The sequence below is a fragment of the Agrobacterium leguminum genome (assembly GCF_015704895.1).
Lineage (GTDB): Bacteria > Pseudomonadota > Alphaproteobacteria > Rhizobiales > Rhizobiaceae > Agrobacterium > Agrobacterium leguminum.
The window spans coordinates 478,376-498,370 of sequence record NZ_JADQWB010000001.1 but is presented as its reverse complement, the minus strand read 5'-3'; the positions used below and the strand labels follow the sequence as shown (position 1 = coordinate 498,370).

Below are 19,995 nucleotides of genomic sequence, written 5' to 3'. Positions count from 1 at the left end.
AGAAGCATGGAAACCAAGGCGAACTACACCATAGTCGGAATTTTCACGCTGATCGTGATCGCCGCCGCATTCGGCTTCGTTTACTGGATGGCGGAATTCGGTCGTGGCGGCCCGACGGCGCAGCTCGTCGTGCGTATTCCCGGCTCCGCAAACGGTCTTTCCGTCGGTTCTCCCGTGCGCTTCAACGGTATTCCGGTCGGCACCGTGCGCGGGCTTGCGATCGACCGCGATGATCCGGCCTATTCCATCGCCTTTACCGAAGTGCAGGCCGATGCCCCGGTTTTCCCGTCCACCCGCGCCGTGCTTGAAATTCAGGGCCTGACGGGCGCTGCCTATATCGAGCTTTCCGGCGGCAACAAGGATGGCGAGCGCATTCTGCAGAAAGCCGTCGAAAGCGGCGTTCCGGCCGAGTTGACGGCCGATCTTTCCAGCGTCACCAACCTGCTTGCCACCGCCGATAAAATCCTGAAGCGCGCGGATGGCGCCATCGGCGAATTGCAGGGTTTCGTGCAGGATGCGCGTGGCCCGCTGACGCAGACGGTGCGCAATGCCGAGAAATTCTCCGATGCGCTGGCGGCCAATTCCGACGGCATCAAGAATTTCATTGCAAGCCTCAGCTCGCTTTCCACAACGGTGCAGTCGGTCTCGGTGCGTCTCGATGGCACGCTGACGGCCATCGAGGATCTGGTGAAGGCGGTGGATGCCGGCAAGATCGATTCCATCCTGTCGAATGTCGACAAGGTGACGAAGGATGTCGCTTCCGCTTCCAGCGATATTCAGGGCATCATGGAGACCGTGCAGAGCACGGCGCGCAATTTCGAAGCGGCGAGCACGGAAGTGCAGACCGTGGTGAAGCGCGCGGATGAGCTTCTGGCCTCCGTCGATCCGGCCAAGGTGGGCACCGTGGTTGATGACGTTTCCTCTGCGACCGCCGATGCGCGCGATGCCGTGGCGAACTTCAAGCGGATCGCCGATGACGTCGGCGCCCGCCGTGCCGATATCGACCAGGCGGTTTCCGACTTCACCGAAATGGGTCGCAAGCTGAACCTCGCCTCCAGCCGCGTCGACGGCATTCTCGCCAAGGTGGACGGCATGCTCGGCACCGATGACGCCAATTCGCTGTTTGCCAAGGCGCGTGAAACGCTGACCTCCTTCAAGGCGGTGGCGGATAATCTCAACGCCCGCATCGGGCCGATTGCCGACAATCTGACCCGTTTCTCCAGCTCGGGCCTGAAGGATTTCCAGGCGCTGATCGGCAGCACGCGGGTCACGGTCGACAATCTCAACAATGCCATCACCAATATCGACCGCGATCCGCAGCGGTTGATTTTCGGCGGCGAAACCGTGAAACAATATGATGGCAGAACAAGGCGTTAAGAGGGGTATGGGCCAATGACACGATTGATGAACGGCCGTCAGCGCCGCGCCCTCATTCTGGCTCCGCTGTTTGCCGCCTTGATGGCGGGCTGCGCGGGTGCGCCGAAGAACGATACTTTCGATCTCTCCGTCTCTTCGGCGGCGGTGGCGCAGGGGCCTTCGCTGAAAAGCCGGCAATTGCTGATCGCCGATCCGACCGCCCTGAAGGCACTCGACAGCGAAAATATCGTGGTGCGCCTTTCCGGCTCGGAGGTGCAATATCTCGGCAATTCGCAATGGAGCGACCGCCTGCCGCGCATGGTGCAATCCAAGCTGGTGGAAGCCTTCGAGGATACCGGCAAGCTCGGCGGCGTCGGACGGCCGGGGCAGGGGCTGGCAATCGACTATCAGGTCGTGACCGATATTCGCGCCTTCGAAATCGATACGGCGAAGAATATCGCCAATATCGAGATATCGGTGAAGCTCTTGAACGACCGCAACGGCACGGTGAAGGCGCAGGACGTGTTCCGCGCCAGCGCCCGCGTCAGCGGTTCCGGCAACGCCAATTTCGTGAAGGCGCTGGATCAGGCCTTTGCCGCCGCCACGCGCGATATCGTGGCCTGGACGCTGAAATCGCTTTAAGCGTTCGGTGTTATTGTCGTCACAGGAAACCGCTTTATGTTTGCGTAGCGCCGGTCACCGATCGGCCTATGCATGATGGTCCCGATTCGTGAGTTGGTGATGCGATTTCTGCTGCTGCTTTGCTTTATGTTTTCCGCCCTGTCTGGAACGGGCGCCGCCATGGCGGCCGGTCTCCGGCTGATCGACATTCCAGCCGCGAACGGTAAAGCTGCCATGAAGGCTGCGGTGTGGTCGCCCTGCGCGGCCGCGCCGGAAGAGGTCAGGATCGGTCCCTTTATTTTGCCCGCCGTGCGCGATTGCCCTGTTCCTGAAGGGAAGTATCCGCTCATCGTTATCTCCCATGGCTTTGGCGGCACCTATTTCAGCCATCGGGACACGGCGGCGGCGCTGGCGGATGCCGGCTTCATTGTCGCGGCGATCAATCACCCCGGAGACAATGCGCTTGAAATGAAGAAGGCGGGCGAGCTTTCCGCGCTGACGGGCCGTCCGGCGGATATTGCCCGGTTGCTCGATCATCTGCTTGAAGGTTTTAGCGAAGCCGGTTCCATCGATGCCGGACGGATCGGCGTCTTCGGATTTTCGCGCGGCGGTTATACCGCGCTGGTGCTTGCCGGCGGCACGCCTGATTTTGCCAATGCCGGGCTGCCCTGTCCCGACCCGCAGGCGCCGATTTGCACGCAGATGCGGCAGAAGACGACATTGCCGCAGCATGGCGGTCAGGATGCGCGGATAAAGGCTGTGGTTGCCGCCGACCCGTTGAATGCCTTTCCCGGCGCGGGCGACCTGAAGAATATCACGATCCCCGTTCAGCTCTGGAGTTCGGAACGCGGCGGCGATGGTGTCGCGCCCCAGGATGTTGCGAGGCTGCGCGACGATCTGCCGGTGAAACCGGACTATCGGATGGTAAAAGGGGCGGGGCACTTTTCCTTTATCGCCCCTTGCCCCGCCGAGATGGAAAAGGCCGTGCCCCAGATTTGCAGCGATGCGGCGGGTTTCGACCGGGCGGGGTTTCACCGCAGCTTCAACGCCGAGGTGGTCAGCTTCTTCAAGGCGTCGCTGCGCTGACGTTATTCCTTTCCGCGCCGGTCAGGCGGCGTCCTGCTGCGACTTCCATTCCGGCAGGGGGAAAACCCGGTCGTAGCTCCAGTTGAAGACAAAAGCATAGACCACGTAAAACAGCGCAAACGAGATATCCATCACCAGCGCGTGAGCAAGGCTGATATTCAGATACCAGGCAATGAAAGGCATCAGCACGATCAGCAGACCGAGTTCGAACAGCACGGCATGGGCGACCCGAAGGGCGGGCGTCTTCAGCGTCGTGCCTTTCAGCCGCTGCATGACGTGGTCGAAACCGAGATTGTAGACATAGTTCCAGACCGTCGCCAGCGTGGCGCTGACGATGCCGACAATGCCGATATCTTCCATCGGCATGCCAAACAGCAGCGCACCGAGCGGAATGATGAGCAGCAGGCCGATGATTTCGAAGCTGAGGGCGTGGCGGATACGATCTTGCAGGGAACGCATTTCATTCTCCGGTATGTGACCGGGCCGTCCCGCATGCTGTCGCCGATGTGGCCGAGGTCGTCCTCGCGCTGAGGCATATAGAGGTTTTGGACGAATTTTTCAAGCGCTGCGCATTTGGGGCCTCGGATATGGCTGGAAGGTCGCCGCTTGTTTCTTCTCCCCGCCGGGGAGAAGTCCGCGGCAGCGGGATGAGGGGGCAGGTTCTCCGCATATCTCTGCGCTAGCCCCCTCATCCGACCCTTCGGGCCACCTTCTCCCCGGCGGGGAGAAGAAACAACTGGCAGCGCCTCGACCTCTCTCGGAGCAAAGAGAGGGCGATGGGGAACAAGACCGGCGCATTTTCGTTATCGCTTATGGAAGGAGGCGTGCCATGCAGCAGAATTCCTCTGAGGGGAGAACGATAAAGGCCGCCAACACGGCGAAGGTTTCGACTTACACGCCAAGCCTCATTTCCCTTAAGGGAAGTTATGTGGCGATGATATTTCGCAGACCGCTTTGCCGAAATCCGCTGGATGTGCGGAAGAAATAAGGGCGACGGCATTTGTCTGTTGCCTGCCCCCGCACATCGATGACGACGACTGCCGAAATGATGATGAGCTTTAGATGTCTCTAAAGTGTGATTTTCAATCCGGCCCGTCTCCACCTAGACTGGAGATCGCCACCAGAGCGAAGGGAGAATGACATGAAATCAGTTCTCATTATCGCCGCTGTCTTTGGTTTTTCCGCCAGTGCAGCGCTTGCGGAATGCGCAGGTCATCAACAGATCAACGCTTCCGTTCCTGCCGTAGACCGTGAATTCAAAACCGCAAGCATCGTTCCGCCGACAGAGCCGGTGGAAAAGCCAGTCGTCATCCTGAAAAAGACCGACCGCCTTCCTGCGACGGTTGCGACGACCGGTGAACCAGAAGCAGCAATGCAACGCATGCAATAAACAGGAACAATAACCTCTTCATTCTAAAAATCCCGTGCGTGAGGTGATCCGCACGGGATTTTGCTTTCAGGAGGAAGGCGGGGCAGCCTTCGCTTTCACAGCGCCGCGCTCGCCGGTTCTTTGCATCGGTGATTAGCTATCGAGTTTCAGCGATAGCTGTTTTGGCCCTTCGTTCTTTTTGAGCACGTAAAGCGGCCGGGTGATGATGACTTCCGTTCGCCGTTGCAGCTCGCGCCGCCGCTCGAGCGCGCGTTCGCGCATATCGCGGGAGCGGGCGACAACGGAGAGGGCATTTTCTATGGCTGCGTCTGCTGTGTTCATCGCTGACCTCCATAATGTTCACTTTATGTTCTCATTATTGGTGGCTTGTGTCAACACTATGGCGGGGTTGCCGGCAGGCGGTTGGGCGCCCGGCGCGATGAACGGACCGGGGCGCGACGGGCTGCGTCTGAGTGCCGTGCGGGATCGGCTTTGCCCACACGTCGACCTTCACGGCACAAACCTGTTCCGGCAGTGTCGACAGGGACACTCCGGACCTGCTGTGTTGATTTTTGCGATGATGTTTCGATGACGCCGGCGCTGATCCGCCCGGCTTAAGGAGGGTATCAGGAGAGGGGGCGTTGATCCGGCGCGGGAACGCCGCCGGCGGACAATAGATCGGTGAGATGCTCGCTGGCGAGTGCGACGATGGCAAGGGCGGCCTGCTGGCGGTTCCAGCCGGCATGTTCCGCTTTCTCGATCAGCCCGTGAATGGAAGGTTCCAGCGCAAACTGGCACTCGGCCTGATAGTCCATGGTGTCGATCGAAAGCGACGGGGAATTGATTGCGGCCCGCATCCTTTGGTCTCCCTGTTTTCCGTCATGTCCACATACGCGAGACGCAAATCGGAACATGCACATTCAGAGGCCGGTGATATCGGGTATGCTCATGAGGCCCGCATATCACTGGCAGCGAATCCCCCAGCAGGCGGACGTTAGCGGCAAGTCTTGATCGCTGTCAACGCGTGCGCGGCGGCGATGACGTCGCCATCTCCGTTTTCAGAGCCTTCCGTTCGGGAAAGGCTTTCGCCGCCAGATCAGCAGCGCCATCACATAAAGCGCAAAAAGCACGAACCATGTGACGGGCAGCACCATGAAAAGCGCCGCATAAGCGCAATTTCCCTCAAAACAGGAGCCGAGAAATCCGGAATCGGCAAGCGCTGCCGATAATAAAAACGCACATATTCCGCTCCCGACCGCGCCGAGAATGAAAAGCAATATGTTGATGAGCAATCTCATGGTCCCGATCATAAGGACGATTGAGACAGCTTTGGGGAAACGGGCGGTGCCGCAACGCCAATAATCATCTTTTCGGCGGCCACACGGAAAGCCGGTTGCTGCAGTTGAGCCCGCGCTCTTACGGGGATGGTCGCGATTGCCGGGGCGTGGGGCGTATATGTCCAGACCGGCGGTTCACCTCACGCGGAGAGCTGACGGCATTATATATCTCTGTGTTTGTGGCGTCTTTTGTTTGTATATCTCTGTATTTTATGTTCCTAAATTCGGATTTGCTTGATGATTTTGATGTAAATCGTAATGATTTTCTTTATTCTGCAATTTATTTTAATTTAAAGTTGCTTTACTTTTGGTTTTTATTGATATGTTTAGGCTTGCTGCGATCGTGAAACTTAAGGGCGGGCGAAGCCCGGGAATGCTGCGCTTAATTCTTATTGACGAAATTGATTTCAAGAAACGGTGACGGTCGGTCTGTCCAGGCAGGCGGATCTGGCTTCGGTAGAGGGTATTGATTTGATCCTGCATTGGTTTCCATTCGCCAGCGCGTTCAGGCTGTCAGGCCTCGCGGCGCTGGTTCTGTTGTCCGCCGGTTTTTCGACGCAGGCCTCAGGCCAGTCACGGGTCTGCAACGATCCCACGCCGGCCGGCAATATCGATGAAATGTTCGATGCGATCTATGCCTGCTGGGTGCCGCCGGAAGACACTGCGGGGCTTGTCGTGACATTGCAGTTCATTCTGCACAAGGACGGACAGATAAGGGGCAAGGTGGTGGTCACCGCCGCGCGCCCACAGGAGGACAGCCCGAGGCGCAAGGCCTTCATCGATTCCGCCATCGAGGCGGTCAAACGGGCGGCACCTGTGCCTTTCACCGAGCAATTTGGAAGCCGTATCGCGGGGCGGCCGCTGGCGCCGCGTTTTGTCGGGGCAGACAGCAAGGCGCCGGAAACGGAATTATAAGCGCGTTTGACACCGGCCCGACCGTTGGCGCAGCCGCGCGTTGCAGGTGACGAGGGCGGCTCTATGCGCAACCACTATCGAAACATTATCGAAAAAGAACGGTTTGGTCAGCGCCCCGGCGCGTTTATGCGATGCTTTAATTTAGCATCGCAACGTCTTGTCATTTCAGGAAGAATTTGGTGGGTGATGTAGGGCTCGAACCTACGACCCGCTGATTAAGAGTCAGCTGCTCTACCAACTGAGCTAATCACCCGACCGGCACCGTGTGGCGGTGTGAGGGGGCGTATAAAGGGGAAGTTTGGGCTTGTCCAGCGCGGAAATGAAATTTCTTCGATTTTTGTGACGAAAAAATTTCAGTCGCGCTGGAAAAGTCTGGAAATCCGGGGTTTTACGGATTTTTCCTTTTATTCATCCGCGCCTGAAAGCCCGGCCGATAAGGATGAGGATGCAGGCGCCGATGAAGCCGGCGATGAGATAACCGAGCCAACCCGTCAAAACGATTCCAAACACCGAAAGGATGGCGTTGGCGACGATCGCGCCGACGATTCCAAGAAGGATGTTCATGAAAACACCCATATTGCTTTTCATGAATTGTTCGGCGAGCCACCCGGCGACACCACCGATGATGATGGCTGCGATCCAGCCAATGCCAGCAGATTCCATGATTTCCTCCCATGTTGCTGCATCGTCAAAGGTGATGATTCTCGTGGTGAAAAGCAAGGCAAACTCCTGAAAACCTCGCTTTATGCGGGTGGTTTTCCGCGCGGCAGGCGCTAAAAAGCCTGATGCGGCGCAAAGAGACGAAAGGCATGGATGTGCGGTTGATGTTCGGCGGATTGATGGACGGCAGAAGGATGTTCGACGGCCTGGTACGGGATCGGCGGCAAAGGAGCGCCATGGCGGCGATAATGGCCATGGTGCTTTTTCTGGCCGGCGGTCTTTTGTCGGCAATGCCGGCGGTGGCGCAGGGGGAAACAACATCGCCCGCCCCGGTGGCGATCCAGGCCTCGACCGTCGAACAGGCGAGGGCGGAGCTGGAGAAATGGAAGGCCGATGTCGCGGCGATTGCCAAACAGGTGGAAGCGGGCGGCAGCGACGATGTGCAGCTTGTGGACCTGAAGGGCCGCGCCGACACCATTGCCGCCGATGCCGCCGCCGCCAACACCAAGCTGCGCACCCGTCTCGACCAGATCAAGACCCGGCTGGATGCGCTGGGTGCGGCGCCTGCGGACGACCAGCCGCCGGAAGCGAGCATGGTGACGGAGGAGCGAAACCGGCTGACGGCGGAACGGGCCGAGGTGAATGCGATTGCCGGCGAGGTGGAGAGCACGGCCACCAATGCCGCGCAGATTTCCAATAACATCACTGCCGTTCGCCGGGCGCTTTTTGCCGCCACCCTGTTCAAGCGCACCGAAGTTTCGGCGCAGACGCTGGGCGACGCCTCCTCCGCCTTTCTGACCGAATTGACCAACCTCAACAACGCTTTCAGCAGTTGGGCGAGTTTCGTCTGGAATTACAAGCGCCTGCCGATGTTCGGGGCGGTGACGCTGTCGATCATGGCCGCCCTGCTGTTTCTCGTGGGCGGTTACCGCTTTTTCGGCAGCCGCATGGACCGGCGGGCGTTTACGGGCGAGCCTTCCTATCTGAGACGGCTTTCGGTGGCCTTCTGGTCGACGATGGTGCAGTCGCTGTCGCTGTTCCTGTTTCTCGTCACCTCCGCCTTCTTCCTCGATAATTTCAACGTGCTGCGTTCCGATATCGCGCCGATCCTGTTCGGGGCGATGGCGATCACCGGTTTCGTTTATTTCGTCTCGCGGCTGAGCTATGCGATCTTTGCGCCGACGCAGCCGGAATGGCGCCTTCTGAAGGTGTCCAACAAGGGCGCGCACACGCTGTCCTCGGCCGTGCTGCTGATGGCGCTCGTCAACGGGCTCGATTACCTGCTCGGCACGATCAGCGAGACGCTTTATTCGCCGCTGATCGTCACGGTTGCCAAGAGTTTCCTCGCCTCGATCATCATCGGCCTTATCCTGCTGACCGTATCGTTCCTGCGGCCGGTGATCGGCGAGGGGCAGGATTATGAGACCGGCAATCAGCGCCTGCCGCGCTGGCTCGTCATCCTGCTGCGGGTGGGCGGTCTCGTTCTCATCGGCGCCTGCCTGACGGGTTATGTCGGGCTTGCGCGCTTCCTTGCCACGCAGATCGTCGCCACCGGCGCGGTGCTGGCGACGATGTATATCGGCATTCTCTCGGGCAAGGCGATTTCGCGGCAGGGCGCCTTTGCGGAATCGCTTGCCGGCCGTTATCTCGCGCGGCGTTTCGGTCTCGGCGTGGTGGCGCTCGATCAGGCCGGCCTTGCCGCGGGGCTTGGCATCTATGCCGTCGCGCTTGCCTTCGGCGTGCCGCTCATCCTGTTTTCCTGGGGATTCCAGCCGGGCGATATCGAAAGCTGGGCCTATCGCCTGTTGACCGGCATCACCGTCGGCAATGCCTCCATTTCGCTGATCGGCCTCTTCGGCGGCGTCCTCGTCTTCGCCATCGGTTACATCATCACCCGCTGGTTCCAGAAGTGGCTGGACAATAACGTCATGGCGCGCGGCCAGGTGGATGCCGGGGTGCGCAACTCGGTCAAGACCGGTATCGGTTATCTCGGTATCGCGGTGGCGGCCATCTTCGGCGTGTCTTCGGCCGGTCTCAACCTCTCCAGCCTGGCGCTGGTGGCTTCGGCCCTTTCGGTCGGTATCGGTTTCGGCCTGCAGAACATCGTCTCCAACTTCGTCTCTGGCCTCATCCTGCTGGTCGAACGCCCCTTCAAGGTGGGAGACTGGGTGGTGACAGGCACGACGGAAGGCACCGTCAAGCGGCTTTCCGTGCGCGCTACCGAAATCGAAACCTTCCGCGGCCAGTCGATCATCGTGCCGAATTCGGAATTCATCAATTCCTCTGTCGGCAACTGGACACACCGCAACCGTATCATGCGCGCGGAAATTCCCGTTTCCGTCTCTTACGATTCCGATCCGCAGAAGGTCATGGATATTCTGCTGGAACTCGTGCGGGCCCAACCGCCGGTGTTGCGCAATCCCGAGCCGCATGTGGAGTTCCTCCGCTTCGGCGATTTTTCGCTGGATTTCGAACTACGTTTCCACCTTGCCGATCTCTCCAACGGGCTTGGCGTGAAAAACGCGCTCCGTATCGCAATCCTCCAGCGCTTCCGGGAGGAGGGGATCGACATCCCGTTCCCGCAGCGCAACCTCAACATCCACGTGGAAGGCGACGCCAACCCGCAGATGCTGGCGGCGCTGCTTTCGGAGGAGGGCGACAAGGCGGTGGTGGCCCATACGGGGGCGGCAACGGCAGAGAAAGAGGCCTCGAAGAGCGAGAAAGCGGCTGAGCCGAAGGAGAAACCCGGCGCGAAAGCGTAGATCGCTGTTGCTTGAGGACGTCGAGTTCCGGGCAGGGGCTCGCCGCTTGTCGCCTTCTCCCCGCCGGGGAGAAGAAACAAGCGGCAGGGCTGTGTCGCATTCATCCGGTGTGCTTCCCATTTTCTTCCCTGTCGCAGCACCCTATGGCCATGTCGCAATCAGGCGGCTGAACAACCCGCAAGCGCTTCATATTCCTCCCATCCAATGTCGGCGGAATAAGGCAAGGCCGGCGCTTTTCAGGGGTTCTGTAAATGAAGACACATGCACGGGCGGTGGTGATCGGTGGCGGCGTCGTTGGCGTTTCGACGCTTTATCATCTGGCCAAGAAGGGCTGGAGCGACAGCGTGCTCATTGAGCGCAAGGAGCTGACCTCGGGTTCCACCTGGCATGCGGCCGGGCTCCTGCCGCTGTTCAACATGAGCTATTCCGTTGGCCAGATTCACAAATATTCCGTGAAGTTCTATGAGGAGCTTCAGGAAGAGACCGGTATGAATGTCGGCTTCTCCAAGGTCTCGAATATCCGTCTCGCCCGCACCAAGGATCGCTGGGACGAATATATGTATTATGCCGGCATCGCCGAGACCATCGGCGTGCGCGTCAATATGCTGACGCCGGAGCAGGTGAAGGAAATCTGGCCGCTCTGCGAGACAGACGGCCTGCTTGGCGCCATCCAGCATCCCGACGACGGTTATATCCAGCCTGCCGATCTGACGCAGGCGCTTGCCAAGGGCGCGCGTGACCGCGGGGCGACCATCTATCGCAACACCACCGTCACCGCCATCGAGCAGCTGGAAGACGGTCACTGGAAGGTGACGACCGACAAGGGCGAGATCGTCGCCGAGCATATCATCTCCTGCACGGGCTCCTTTGCCCGCAAGACCGGCGAGATGGTCGGCATCAACATTCCGGTCATTCCGGTCGAGCATCAATATATCGTCACCGAGCCGCACCCGGCCATTCAGGAGCGCCGTCGCCAGGGCCTGCCGGAAATGGGCGTGCTGCGCGAATCCGACTCCGCCTGGTACATGCGTGAGGAAGCGGGCGGCCTGATCCTCGGTCCTTATGAAGTCGGCGCGCCGGTCTGTTATGTCGACGGTCCTTCCGACGACAGCGAATATGAGCTGTTCCAGGAGGAACTCGACCGCCTGATGCCGCATATCGAAACCGCCATGGTGCGCGTTCCGGCCTTCGGCGAAGTGGGCATCAAGAAGGTCTATAACGGCGCTATCGCCTATACGCCTGACGGCAACCCGATTGTCGGTCCCGCGCCGGGCCTGAAGAATTTCTGGCTGAACGAAGGCCATTCCTTCGGCATCACCGCTGCTGGTGGCGCTGGCTGGCAGCTGGCGGAATGGATCGTTGATGGCGAGCCGACGCTCGATCTGATGGGTGTCGATCCGCGCCGCTTCGGCCCTTACGCAACGGAAGGTTACCTCATCGCCAAGAACGAGGAAGCCTATGCCAATGTCTTCACCATGCATTACCCGGACGAAGAGCGCTCCGCCGCCCGCCCGCTGAAGACGACACCGGTCTATGACCGCCTAAAGAAGCTCGGCGGCGTGTTCGGCTCCGTCTATGGCTGGGAGCGCGCCAACTGGTATGCACCGGAAGGTTATGCGCTGCGCGAGGAAGACCTCGGCGTCGGTGCGGATGTCATCACCAGCCACAATCACGCACCGGCCCTGGATGACGGCCGTATCGTCGAGAAATGGTCGTTCCGCCGCTCGAATTATTTCGAACATGTCGGCAACGAGGTGAAGAATGTCCACCAGAATGTCGGCGTGCTCGATATGTCGGCCTTCGCCAAGATGGAGGTCTACGGCCCCGGTGCGCGGGCATGGCTGGACAGCATTCTCGCCAATGCGGTGCCGAAGAAGCGTGGCCGTATCGCGCTCACCCATCTTCTGACGCCGAACGGCGGTGTGAAGGCGGAATTCACGGTCTATGAATGGGCGCCGGGCCGCTTCTACATGGTTTCGGCCGGTGGTCTCGAAGCCCATGACCACGACGTACTGTTCCGTCTGGCACCGACCGATGGCTCGGTTGTGCTGCAGCCGATCACCCAGAAATACGGCGTGCTGGTTCTTGCCGGTCCGAAGTCGCGTGATCTGCTTAAGAAGTTGACCCGCACCAGCCTTGAGAACAAGGACTTCCCCTGGCTCACCGGCAAGCAGATTTCCGTCGGCGTTGCGACGGCGCATGCGCTGCGCGTCAACTTCGTGGGCGAGCTTGGCTGGGAACTGCACCACCCGATCGAGATGCAGAATTACATCTTCGACCGGCTGATGGAAGCGGGCGCCGAATTCGGCATCAAGCCCTTCGGTATCCGCGCCATGGTGTCGATGTCGCTCGAAAAATCCTACCGCAACATGGGACGCGAGCTTTCGGTGGAATATAACGCCTATGAATCGGGTCTCGACCGCTTCCTGCGCCCGGAGAAGAGCTTCATCGGCCGCGATGCGCTTGTGGCCTATAAAGAGGCCGGCGTGAAGTGGGTGTTCTCGACGCTCACCGTGTCTGGCAATACGGATGTCGATGCGCGCGGTTCGGAAGCGATTTTCGATGAAAGCGGCGCGCTTGCGGGCCGCGCGACGAGCGGCGGTTTCGGCTGGCGTCTCGGCAAATCCGTCGCGCTCGCCATGCTCAAACCGGAATATGCGGCGGTGGGCACCAAGCTCAAGATCCGCATTCTCGGTACGTCCTACGATGCCGAAGTGGTGGAAGAAAGCCCGTTCGACACGGATAATGCGCTTCTGCGCGCCTGAGACAGAATATCCCCTCCCAAAGTCGGAATACGGCCCCTCGTGGGCCGTATTTCCGTTTAGGTAAGCATGTGCTCAACTGCTTTTCCGGCAAAAGTGTTATTAATGATTCTGAAAAATGAGCCTGCTATCTTTCCCTGACATACGATGGGGGATCGGGGCAGAATGAATTTTCTAGGCATTACGGGCATGCAATATTCTGGCGTGCCTTTTACCAACAGCCGCATCTTGCTGGCGGAAGATACCAATGTGTTCACCCAGATGGTGAGCATGCGTCTGAAGGAACTGCTGGGCGTTACCGTGGAAGTGTGCCGCAATTTCGAGGAATTGCAGGCCTGTTATGAACATTCTCCCGAACCGGTGACGCTGGCGATTTCCAACATCAACCTGCCGGGGGCGGAAAAGGGCGAGGCGCTGGAATATCTGATCGATCTTTCGATCCCGACCATCGTTTTCACCAGCACTTTTCATGAGGCGACGCGCGAAACGCTGATCGCCAAGGATGTGGTCGATTATATTCTGAAGGACAATATTTTCGCCGTGGATATGCTGACGGAATCCGTCTGCCGCTTTCTCACCAACCACCGCCATCACGTGTTGATCGTCGATGACAGCCCGACGGCGCGGGCGCTGCTTTCGAGCCGTCTCAAGCGTTATAATTTCCGCGTCAGCCTGGCGGATAGCGGTGCGAAGGCGCTCGAGATTCTGAAGGCCAATCCCGATATCGGCCTCGTGGTGACCGATTACAACATGCCCGATATTGACGGTTTCGAACTGACGCGGCGCATCCGCACCGTGCGCGGGTCGCATGAGCTGCGCATCATCGGCGTGTCCTCCTCCACCAACCGGCTGCTTTCGGCGCGGTTCCTGAAGGCGGGCGGCAATGATTTCATGCTGCGCCCCTTCATCGACGAGGAGTTTTATTGCCGGGTCAACCAGAACCTCGATACGCTGGTGCAGATACAGCTGGCGAAAGCGGGGGTAAGGCCGGCGGCCTGACCCAAGCTTTTCCCGCTAAAGCTGCGATTCCAGCGGCAGGAAGCGCATGATACCGGCAACGATGCGGCGGCTGATGGTGGCGTCGGGTTCGCGCCGGTATGTCCTTGTCCGCCCCTGTTCTTCCGTCATCCAGACGATGTGCCTGCCTTTGTCGATTTCCAGCTCGAAACTCATGGTGCGACGGATTTCGCCCGCGAATATCTCGTCCATGCGGGCAACCAGCGGGGCCGAGTTGAACACGACGCCCATTTCCGTATTGAGCGAGGCGGAACGCGGATCGAAATTGAGCGAGCCGATATAGCCGGTCCTGCCGTCACGGGTGAAGGCCTTGGTGTGCAGGCTCGCCTGTCCCGAGCCGCGCAGGGTGAAGTTCGACTGATCCGCCTGCGCGCGCAGCTCGTGCAGGCGCACCCCGCCGGAGAGAAGCGGTTTTCGGTAGCGGGCATAACCGGCATGGACGGCGGCCACATCTGTCGCGGCCAGCGAATTGGTGAGGATGGCGACCGACACGCCGTTCTCGGCGAGCTGTAGAAATATCCCCACGCCCTGTTTGCCGGGAATGAAATAGGGGGAGGTGATGTGCAGGCTGTCGCTTGCCGCCTGCATCAGCGGCAGCAGGCTTTCCATCAGGAAGTTGTGACCCTTGCGGCGTTTGCCCGCCGCTTTTTCTGGCGGGTCGGCGAGGATATCCGCCGCCTCGACCCAGTGCAGACGGTCAGACATCAGGAAATGGTCGCGGCCATACTGGCTTTCGACCCGCTCCAGATAGGGTTTTGCCGCTTCGCTTTTCGGCAGGGCGTCCAGCTCGCGCCGCAGCCTTGCGAGTTTGCTCGGCCTGCGCGCCAATAGCGAACGCACGGGCACGGAAACGGCGCTGTTCCAGTAATCGTCGAAGATTTCCATAGCGTCGGCGACGATCCTGCCGAAGCCGAGAATATCGAAATCGTGGAAGTTCGCCCGCTCGGCGGCGTCGAAATAGGCGTCGCCAATGTTGCGCCCGCCGACGATCACGGCCCGGCCATCGGCAATCCAGGCCTTGTTGTGCATGCGCCGGTTGACGCTTCGGAAGCGTAGCACCAGCTCTATGCTTCGATGCAGAATGTTTTCCCGCGCCCGGGTGGGGTTGAACAGTCGCAACTCGATATTCGGATGGCTGTCGATGGCGTGGAAGATGCGGTCGGAGATGGAGACGCCGAGATCGTCGAGCAGCAGGCGCACGCGCACGCCGCGATCGGCGGCGGCGATGACTTCACGCATCATCAGCCGTCCGGTCAGGTCGGCATTCCACATGTAATACATCAGATCGAGGCTGCGCCCGGCGGCACGCGCCGCCGCCACGCGCACCGCAAAGGCATCGAGGTTGGAATGCAGCAGGCAGAGCGCATTTTTCTCGTTCCAGCCGTTTCTTATCGATTGCCAGTGCCGGTCCAGCGTCGTTGCGTCTTCGGCAAGGGGCAGGGCGGTGGAAGGGCGCTTGGGAATTGCCTTTTCCCGCTGTTTGCCGATGACGACAAACAGGCTCGGCCCTATGACCATAAGAAGAATGATGATGAAGACCGTAAATGCAGTCACTTGTTTTGATCGCTCCCGGCCCGAAGAGTATCAGGCGGGATGAAAACGCGCGAGCGGATAAAGCGTTCACGGCACCTCGTGCCATCGGCGTGAAAAAGGCGCATTTTCCACGCGCCGAAAGGGCTTGTGAATCACATAAGTGTGTGCTTATGTGTTGTCATGACAGAGAACGATATTTTCCGGGCGCTGGCTGATCCGACGCGCCGCGCCATTTTCGAAAAGCTGGCGGATGGCGCCATGAACGCTTCCGCCCTGCGTGAGGGGATAGAGATCAGCCAACCGGCCATGTCGCAGCATCTTTCGGTGTTGCGCGGGGCAGGGCTGGTGGTCGAGAAGCGGCAGGGCCGTTTCGTCAATTATGAAGTGGATCCGGACGGGCTGACGCGCATTGCGGCCTGGCTCGGCAAATATCGCGCCTACTGGCCGCAGCGCATTGAGGCTCTCAAACTCCTGCTGAAGGATATGGACCAATGAACAGGCAGACACCGGAAGCGCCGAAGAACGGCATCGAGCTTGAATATGATCTGGACGAGCCGCCGCAAAAGGTCTGGCGCGCCATCAGCATTCCGGCGTTTCGTGAAAACTGGCTGCCGAATGAGGCTTTGGCGGAGCCCGATGCGATCGATATCAAGCCCGGCGAGGAGGTTCGCTACCGGCTGCGCGAGGATAATCCGCCATTTCTGGAAAGCACCGTCACCTTCAGGATCGCGGCGAATGCCCATGGCGGCACCAGCCTGCGCATCATTCATGACCTGCCAGTCAATACCGGCCGGATGATAAAGGCCGCCGCAAACCACAACGGTTCGCCGATCAAGCTCGCCGCCTGATCCGGAACGTTCCCCGACATTTCAACGACAGGAGTTCGCCGATGCGCGAAGCGATGCAACTCGTCCCTATGGTAGTCGAACAATCGTCAAGGGGAGAAAGGTCTTTCGATATCTATTCCCGGCTGTTGCGGGAAAGGATCATCTTCCTCAACGGTGAGGTGAACGATGCGGTTTCGGCGCTGGTCTGCGCGCAATTGCTGTTTCTCGAGGCGGAAAACCCGAAGAAGCCGATCCATCTCTATATCAATTCGCCGGGCGGTGTGGTGACCAGCGGTCTCGCCATGTATGACACCATGCATTATATCCGCGCACCGGTTCATACGCTCTGCATGGGAACGGCCCGCTCCATGGGGTCGTTTCTGCTGATGGCGGGTGAACCGGGCGAGCGGAGCGCCCTTCCCAATGCCAGCATCCACATTCATCAACCGCTGGGCGGTTTCCAGGGGCAGGCTTCGGATATGCTGATCCATGCCGAAGAGATGAAGCAGACGAAGCACCGTATGACGCGGCTTTATTCCGAACATTGCAAACGCAGTTATGAAAAATTCGAAGCGGCCATGGACCGGGATTTTTTCATGACGGCGGAGCAAGCTCTGGAATGGGGCCTGATCGATCGCATTCTGGGCGTTCGTGAGGATGTCGCGGCATAAGCCGGACGCTTATTCGGATTTCCTGCTGATATTGGCGCCCACAGGCAGGACCTCCAGACTGCGCCGGTCCAATTGTGCAAGTACCTCGCCGAAACCGAAGCGGGATGTCCAGCCCAGACCCTCTGCGGCGCGGGCGGGCGAATAGATCCGGTCAATCGTTGCCGGCACTGCCCATTCCCTTTGCGTGAAAGCGTCGGCGAGGGCCGGGGTCCGCTGCCAGAGAACGGAAGCGGCATCCTTGGCGAGGCTGTCGCAGTCATCGGCGGAAAACGGGGTGGTTGCTGATATGATATAGCGCTGGAAATCGCCCCCCGCATTGGTCAGCGCCAGCACATGCGCATCGGCGACATCGCGAATATCGACGCCACGATGCAGCCGGTAAGCCGCCATCACGTCGGCGGGCTCCGGGAAACTTCTGGACATGCGAAGCACGCGCACGGCGAGATGCGGGCCTGCCATTCCCTCCAGCATCTGCTCGGCTTCAAGTTTGGTGCGGTGATAGATGCTTTTCGGCCGGGGCGGCGTCTCTTCATCGATGAAGGTGCATGACGCTGCAGACACCGCGTGTCCGTAAAGCGCCGTGGTGCTGGTGAAGACCAGCCGCGACACGCCCACCGCCATCGCCGCTTGCGCCACCATGTGGGTTCCCTCGACATTGATGCGCTGGAATTCCGAGTCCGGGACAATGCCGACATGCGGAGCGTGGAGTGCTGCCGTATGGATCACCGCATCCGCCCGTTCGAAAGCGGAGCGCAGGAGCGCCTCGTCCGCGAAATCGCCAACGATATGGGTGGTGGAAAAGGGGGAGCGATCCATGCCGGTGACATCGTGCCTGCCGGACAGCGCACTGAAAATCGTGCGGCCGACCCGACCGGAACTGCCCGTCAGCACTATCCGCATGATGTTGCCTCCACATCAACACAAAAGGCAGCGCCATGCGCTGCCTTTCAAGGGTTCATCCGGACGATCAGATATCCAGATTATCCGCGAATGCCGCCCGTTCCTGAATGAAACGGAAGCGGGCATCGGCCTTGGTGCCCATCAGATTGTCGACGGCTTCGCGGGTGCCTTCGAAATCCACATCGTCGATCTCGACGCGCAGCAGGGTGCGCTTTTCGGGATCCATGGTGGTTTCCTTCAGCTGCTGGGCCATCATTTCACCGAGGCCTTTGAAGCGGCTGATTTCGACCTTCTTGCCCTTGAACATGGTCTCCATCAATTCGGCGCGGTGGGCGTCGTCGCGGGCGTAAGCGGATTTGGCCCCTTGCGCGATCTTGTAGAGCGGCGGCACTGCCAGATAGAGATGGTTGCCGCGAATGAGTTCCGGCATTTCCTGATAGAAGAAGGTGATGAGCAGCGAGGCGATATGTGCGCCGTCGACATCGGCATCGGTCATGACGATGATGCGCTCATACCGCAAATCCTCTTCGCGATATTTGGTGCGCGTGCCGCAGCCGAGCGCCTGGATGAGATCGGCGATCTGCTGGTTGGCGGAGAGCTTTTCGCGGCTGGCGCTGCCGACGTTGAGGATCTTGCCGCGCAGCGGCAGGATGGCCTGGTTGGCGCGGTTGCGCGCCTGCTTGGCCGAGCCGCCCGCCGAGTCGCCCTCGACGATGAAAAGCTCAGCGCCTTCTGCGGTGTTCTGGGCGCAATCCGCCAGCTTGCCGGGCAGGCGCAGCTTGCGCACGGCGGTCTTGCGGTTGACTTCCTTTTCCTTGCGGCGGCGCAGGCGCTCTTCGGCGCGCTCGATCACCCAGTCGAGCAGCTTCGCCGCTTCGCCCGGATTGCCGGCGAGATAATGGTCGAAGGGATCGCGCAGCGCGTTTTCGACGATGCGCTGGGCTTCGACGGTGGCGAGCTTGTCCTTGGTCTGACCGACGAATTCCGGCTCGCGGATGAAAACGGAGAGCATGCCGGCGGCAGAGATCATCACGTCATCGGTGGTGATGTCCTTGGCGCGCTTGTTCTGCGTCAGGTCCGCATAATTCTTCAGGCCCTTGGTGAGCGCGATACGCAGGCCCGCCTCATGCGTGCCGCCTTCGGGCGTGGGAATGGTGTTGCAATAGGAATGGATCTGCGTATCGCCGCCATACCAGGTTACTGCCCATTCGAGCGCGCCATGGCCACCGGTCTTTTCCGTGCGTCCGGAGAAAATCTCGCGGGTAACGGTGAATTCCTTGCCGAGCGTGGCGGCAAGATAATCCTTCAGGCCGCCGGGGAAATGGAAAACTGCCTTTTCGGGGATTTCACCGCCGGCCGGGACCATGCCGGGATCGCAGCTCCAGCGGATTTCGACGCCGCCGAAGAGATAGGCCTTGGAACGGGCCATGCGGAAGATGCGGGCCGGTTCGAACTTGGCGTGATCGCCGAAGATTTGCGGATCGGGATGGAAACGCACGCGGGTGCCGCGGCGATTGTGCACGTCGCCCAGCTCTTCCAGCGGACCGATCGGCAGGCCGCGCGAGAAACGCTGGCGGTAAAGCTTGCGGTTGCGGGCCACTTCCACTTCGAGAAGATCGGAGAGCGCATTGACCACGGAAACGCCGACGCCGTGCAGGCCGCCCGATGTCTCATAGGCCTTGCCGTCGAACTTGCCGCCGGCGTGCAGCTTGGTCATGATGACTTCGAGCGTCGACTTGCCGGGAACCTGCGGGTGGTTTTCCACCGGAATGCCGCGGCCATTGTCGGTGACCGTCAGGAAACCTTCGGCGTCGAGATGGACCTCGATGAAATTGGCGTGGCCGGCGACGGCCTCGTCCATGGAGTTGTCGATGACTTCGGCGAAGAGATGGTGCAGCGCCTTCTCATCGGTGCCGCCAATATACATGCCGGGGCGCATGCGCACCGGCTCCAGCCCTTCGAGCACGCGGATCGAGGACGCGCCGTAGTCGTCACCGGATGGTGATACAGGGGCGGGCGGCGTCACGGCCGCAACGGCTGCGGGTTTCGGCTGCACATTCGCGTTGGCGGCCGCGGTCACCGGCGTCTTTGCGGTATCCTCGTTCGTTTCCGTATCGCTGTTTCGTGCTGCCGGAAGACCGGAGAAGAGATCGTTGCTGTCGTCCATCATGTCCAAAGT

General features: G+C 59.9%; 19 protein-coding genes and 1 tRNA gene. 11 read left to right on the top strand and 9 right to left on the bottom strand.

Annotation, left to right across the window (positions count from 1 at the left end; genetic code table 11):
• Positions 1–6 precede the first annotated feature (6 nt).
• The 3 genes from I3J13_RS02500 to I3J13_RS02490 all read left to right on the top strand — a co-directional run bounded on the left by I3J13_RS02500 (position 7) and on the right by I3J13_RS02490 (position 3,063).
• Entirely contained in the window at positions 7–1,377 is a 1,371-nt protein-coding gene (locus I3J13_RS02500; RefSeq protein ID WP_020810470.1) for an MlaD family protein, read from the top strand.
• Positions 1,378–1,392: 15 nt separating this feature from the next.
• Positions 1,393–1,998, top strand: coding sequence for an ABC-type transport auxiliary lipoprotein family protein (locus tag I3J13_RS02495; protein WP_080851881.1), 606 nt, complete (start codon positions 1,393–1,395; stop codon positions 1,996–1,998).
• A 99-nt stretch (positions 1,999–2,097) separates the two neighbouring features.
• Positions 2,098–3,063 (top strand): alpha/beta hydrolase family protein, encoded by a 966-nt coding sequence (locus tag I3J13_RS02490; protein ID WP_196377917.1) that lies wholly within the window; start codon positions 2,098–2,100, stop codon positions 3,061–3,063.
• Positions 3,064–3,084: 21 nt separating this feature from the next.
• On the opposite strand, the gene I3J13_RS02485 is transcribed toward I3J13_RS02490, so the two are convergent.
• Positions 3,085–3,522, bottom strand: a complete 438-nt coding sequence (locus I3J13_RS02485) for a PACE efflux transporter (RefSeq protein ID WP_003520624.1) — start codon at positions 3,520–3,522, stop codon at positions 3,085–3,087.
• A 682-nt stretch (positions 3,523–4,204) separates the two neighbouring features.
• Here I3J13_RS02485 and I3J13_RS02480 point away from each other — a divergent pair.
• Positions 4,205–4,453, top strand: a complete 249-nt coding sequence (locus I3J13_RS02480; protein WP_196377915.1) for a hypothetical protein — start codon at positions 4,205–4,207, stop codon at positions 4,451–4,453.
• A 132-nt stretch (positions 4,454–4,585) separates the two neighbouring features.
• Here the strand turns inward: I3J13_RS02480 and I3J13_RS02475 are convergent, their stop codons facing one another.
• The 3 genes from I3J13_RS02475 to I3J13_RS02465 form a co-directional block, all read right to left on the bottom strand.
• Positions 4,586–4,774 carry a hypothetical protein gene (locus tag I3J13_RS02475; protein ID WP_003524758.1) on the bottom strand — a complete coding sequence of 63 codons (189 nt, stop codon included), beginning with the start codon at positions 4,772–4,774 and terminating at the stop codon, positions 4,586–4,588.
• A 284-nt stretch (positions 4,775–5,058) separates the two neighbouring features.
• The gene (locus I3J13_RS02470) at positions 5,059–5,289 is read right to left on the bottom strand and encodes a hypothetical protein (RefSeq protein ID WP_003524760.1); all 231 of its coding nucleotides are present in this window, start codon (positions 5,287–5,289) and stop codon (positions 5,059–5,061) included.
• A gap of 201 nt (positions 5,290–5,490) precedes the next feature.
• Positions 5,491–5,742, bottom strand: a complete 252-nt coding sequence (locus tag I3J13_RS02465; protein ID WP_196377913.1) for a hypothetical protein — start codon at positions 5,740–5,742, stop codon at positions 5,491–5,493.
• A 498-nt stretch (positions 5,743–6,240) separates the two neighbouring features.
• Here I3J13_RS02465 and I3J13_RS02460 point away from each other — a divergent pair, with 498 nt between their 5' ends.
• Entirely contained in the window at positions 6,241–6,684 is a 444-nt protein-coding gene (locus I3J13_RS02460) for an energy transducer TonB (protein ID WP_236000797.1), read from the top strand.
• Positions 6,685–6,861: 177 nt separating this feature from the next.
• Here the strand turns inward: I3J13_RS02460 and I3J13_RS02455 are convergent.
• Together I3J13_RS02455 and I3J13_RS02450 are read right to left on the bottom strand one after the other, a co-directional pair.
• Positions 6,862–6,937: transfer RNA gene (locus I3J13_RS02455), tRNA-Lys, on the bottom strand.
• 155 nt (positions 6,938–7,092) lie between these two features.
• The gene (locus I3J13_RS02450) at positions 7,093–7,347 is read right to left on the bottom strand and encodes a GlsB/YeaQ/YmgE family stress response membrane protein (RefSeq protein ID WP_003524764.1); all 255 of its coding nucleotides are present in this window, start codon (positions 7,345–7,347) and stop codon (positions 7,093–7,095) included.
• A gap of 122 nt (positions 7,348–7,469) precedes the next feature.
• Here I3J13_RS02450 and I3J13_RS02445 point away from each other — a divergent pair, with 122 nt between their 5' ends.
• The 3 genes from I3J13_RS02445 to I3J13_RS02435 all read left to right on the top strand — a co-directional run bounded on the left by I3J13_RS02445 (position 7,470) and on the right by I3J13_RS02435 (position 13,867).
• Positions 7,470–10,106, top strand: coding sequence for a mechanosensitive ion channel family protein (locus I3J13_RS02445; protein WP_196377911.1), 2,637 nt, complete (start codon positions 7,470–7,472; stop codon positions 10,104–10,106).
• Between the two features lie 251 nt (positions 10,107–10,357).
• Positions 10,358–12,871 carry a GcvT family protein gene (locus tag I3J13_RS02440; protein WP_196377909.1) on the top strand — a complete coding sequence of 838 codons (2,514 nt, stop codon included), beginning with the start codon at positions 10,358–10,360 and terminating at the stop codon, positions 12,869–12,871.
• A gap of 162 nt (positions 12,872–13,033) precedes the next feature.
• Positions 13,034–13,867 carry a response regulator gene (locus I3J13_RS02435; RefSeq protein ID WP_031233782.1) on the top strand — a complete coding sequence of 278 codons (834 nt, stop codon included), beginning with the start codon at positions 13,034–13,036 and terminating at the stop codon, positions 13,865–13,867.
• Between the two features lie 15 nt (positions 13,868–13,882).
• Here I3J13_RS02435 and I3J13_RS02430 read toward each other — a convergent pair whose 3' ends face one another.
• Entirely contained in the window at positions 13,883–15,439 is a 1,557-nt protein-coding gene (locus I3J13_RS02430; RefSeq protein ID WP_196377907.1) for a phospholipase D-like domain-containing protein, read from the bottom strand.
• A 159-nt stretch (positions 15,440–15,598) separates the two neighbouring features.
• Between I3J13_RS02430 and I3J13_RS02425 the strand changes: the two genes are divergently transcribed.
• The 3 genes from I3J13_RS02425 to I3J13_RS02415 are packed head-to-tail and all read left to right on the top strand — an operon-like array spanning position 15,599 to position 16,916.
• Positions 15,599–15,913, top strand: coding sequence for an ArsR/SmtB family transcription factor (locus I3J13_RS02425; RefSeq protein ID WP_003524773.1), 315 nt, complete (start codon positions 15,599–15,601; stop codon positions 15,911–15,913).
• Entirely contained in the window at positions 15,910–16,266 is a 357-nt protein-coding gene (locus I3J13_RS02420; RefSeq protein ID WP_196377905.1) for an SRPBCC family protein, read from the top strand. Before I3J13_RS02425 ends, I3J13_RS02420 begins: the two co-directional genes overlap by 4 nt.
• A 41-nt stretch (positions 16,267–16,307) precedes the next feature.
• A complete protein-coding gene (locus I3J13_RS02415; protein ID WP_196377903.1) occupies positions 16,308–16,916 on the top strand; it encodes an ATP-dependent Clp protease proteolytic subunit in 609 nt (202 codons plus the stop codon).
• A gap of 9 nt (positions 16,917–16,925) precedes the next feature.
• On the opposite strand, the gene I3J13_RS02410 is transcribed toward I3J13_RS02415, so the two are convergent.
• Positions 16,926–17,816 (bottom strand): NAD-dependent epimerase/dehydratase family protein, encoded by an 891-nt coding sequence (locus I3J13_RS02410; protein ID WP_196377901.1) that lies wholly within the window; start codon positions 17,814–17,816, stop codon positions 16,926–16,928.
• Between the two features lie 67 nt (positions 17,817–17,883).
• On the bottom strand, positions 17,884–19,986 hold the full coding sequence (parE, locus tag I3J13_RS02405) for a DNA topoisomerase IV subunit B (RefSeq protein WP_196377898.1): 2,103 nt from the start codon (positions 19,984–19,986) through the stop codon (positions 17,884–17,886).
• Positions 19,987–19,995 lie beyond the last annotated feature (9 nt).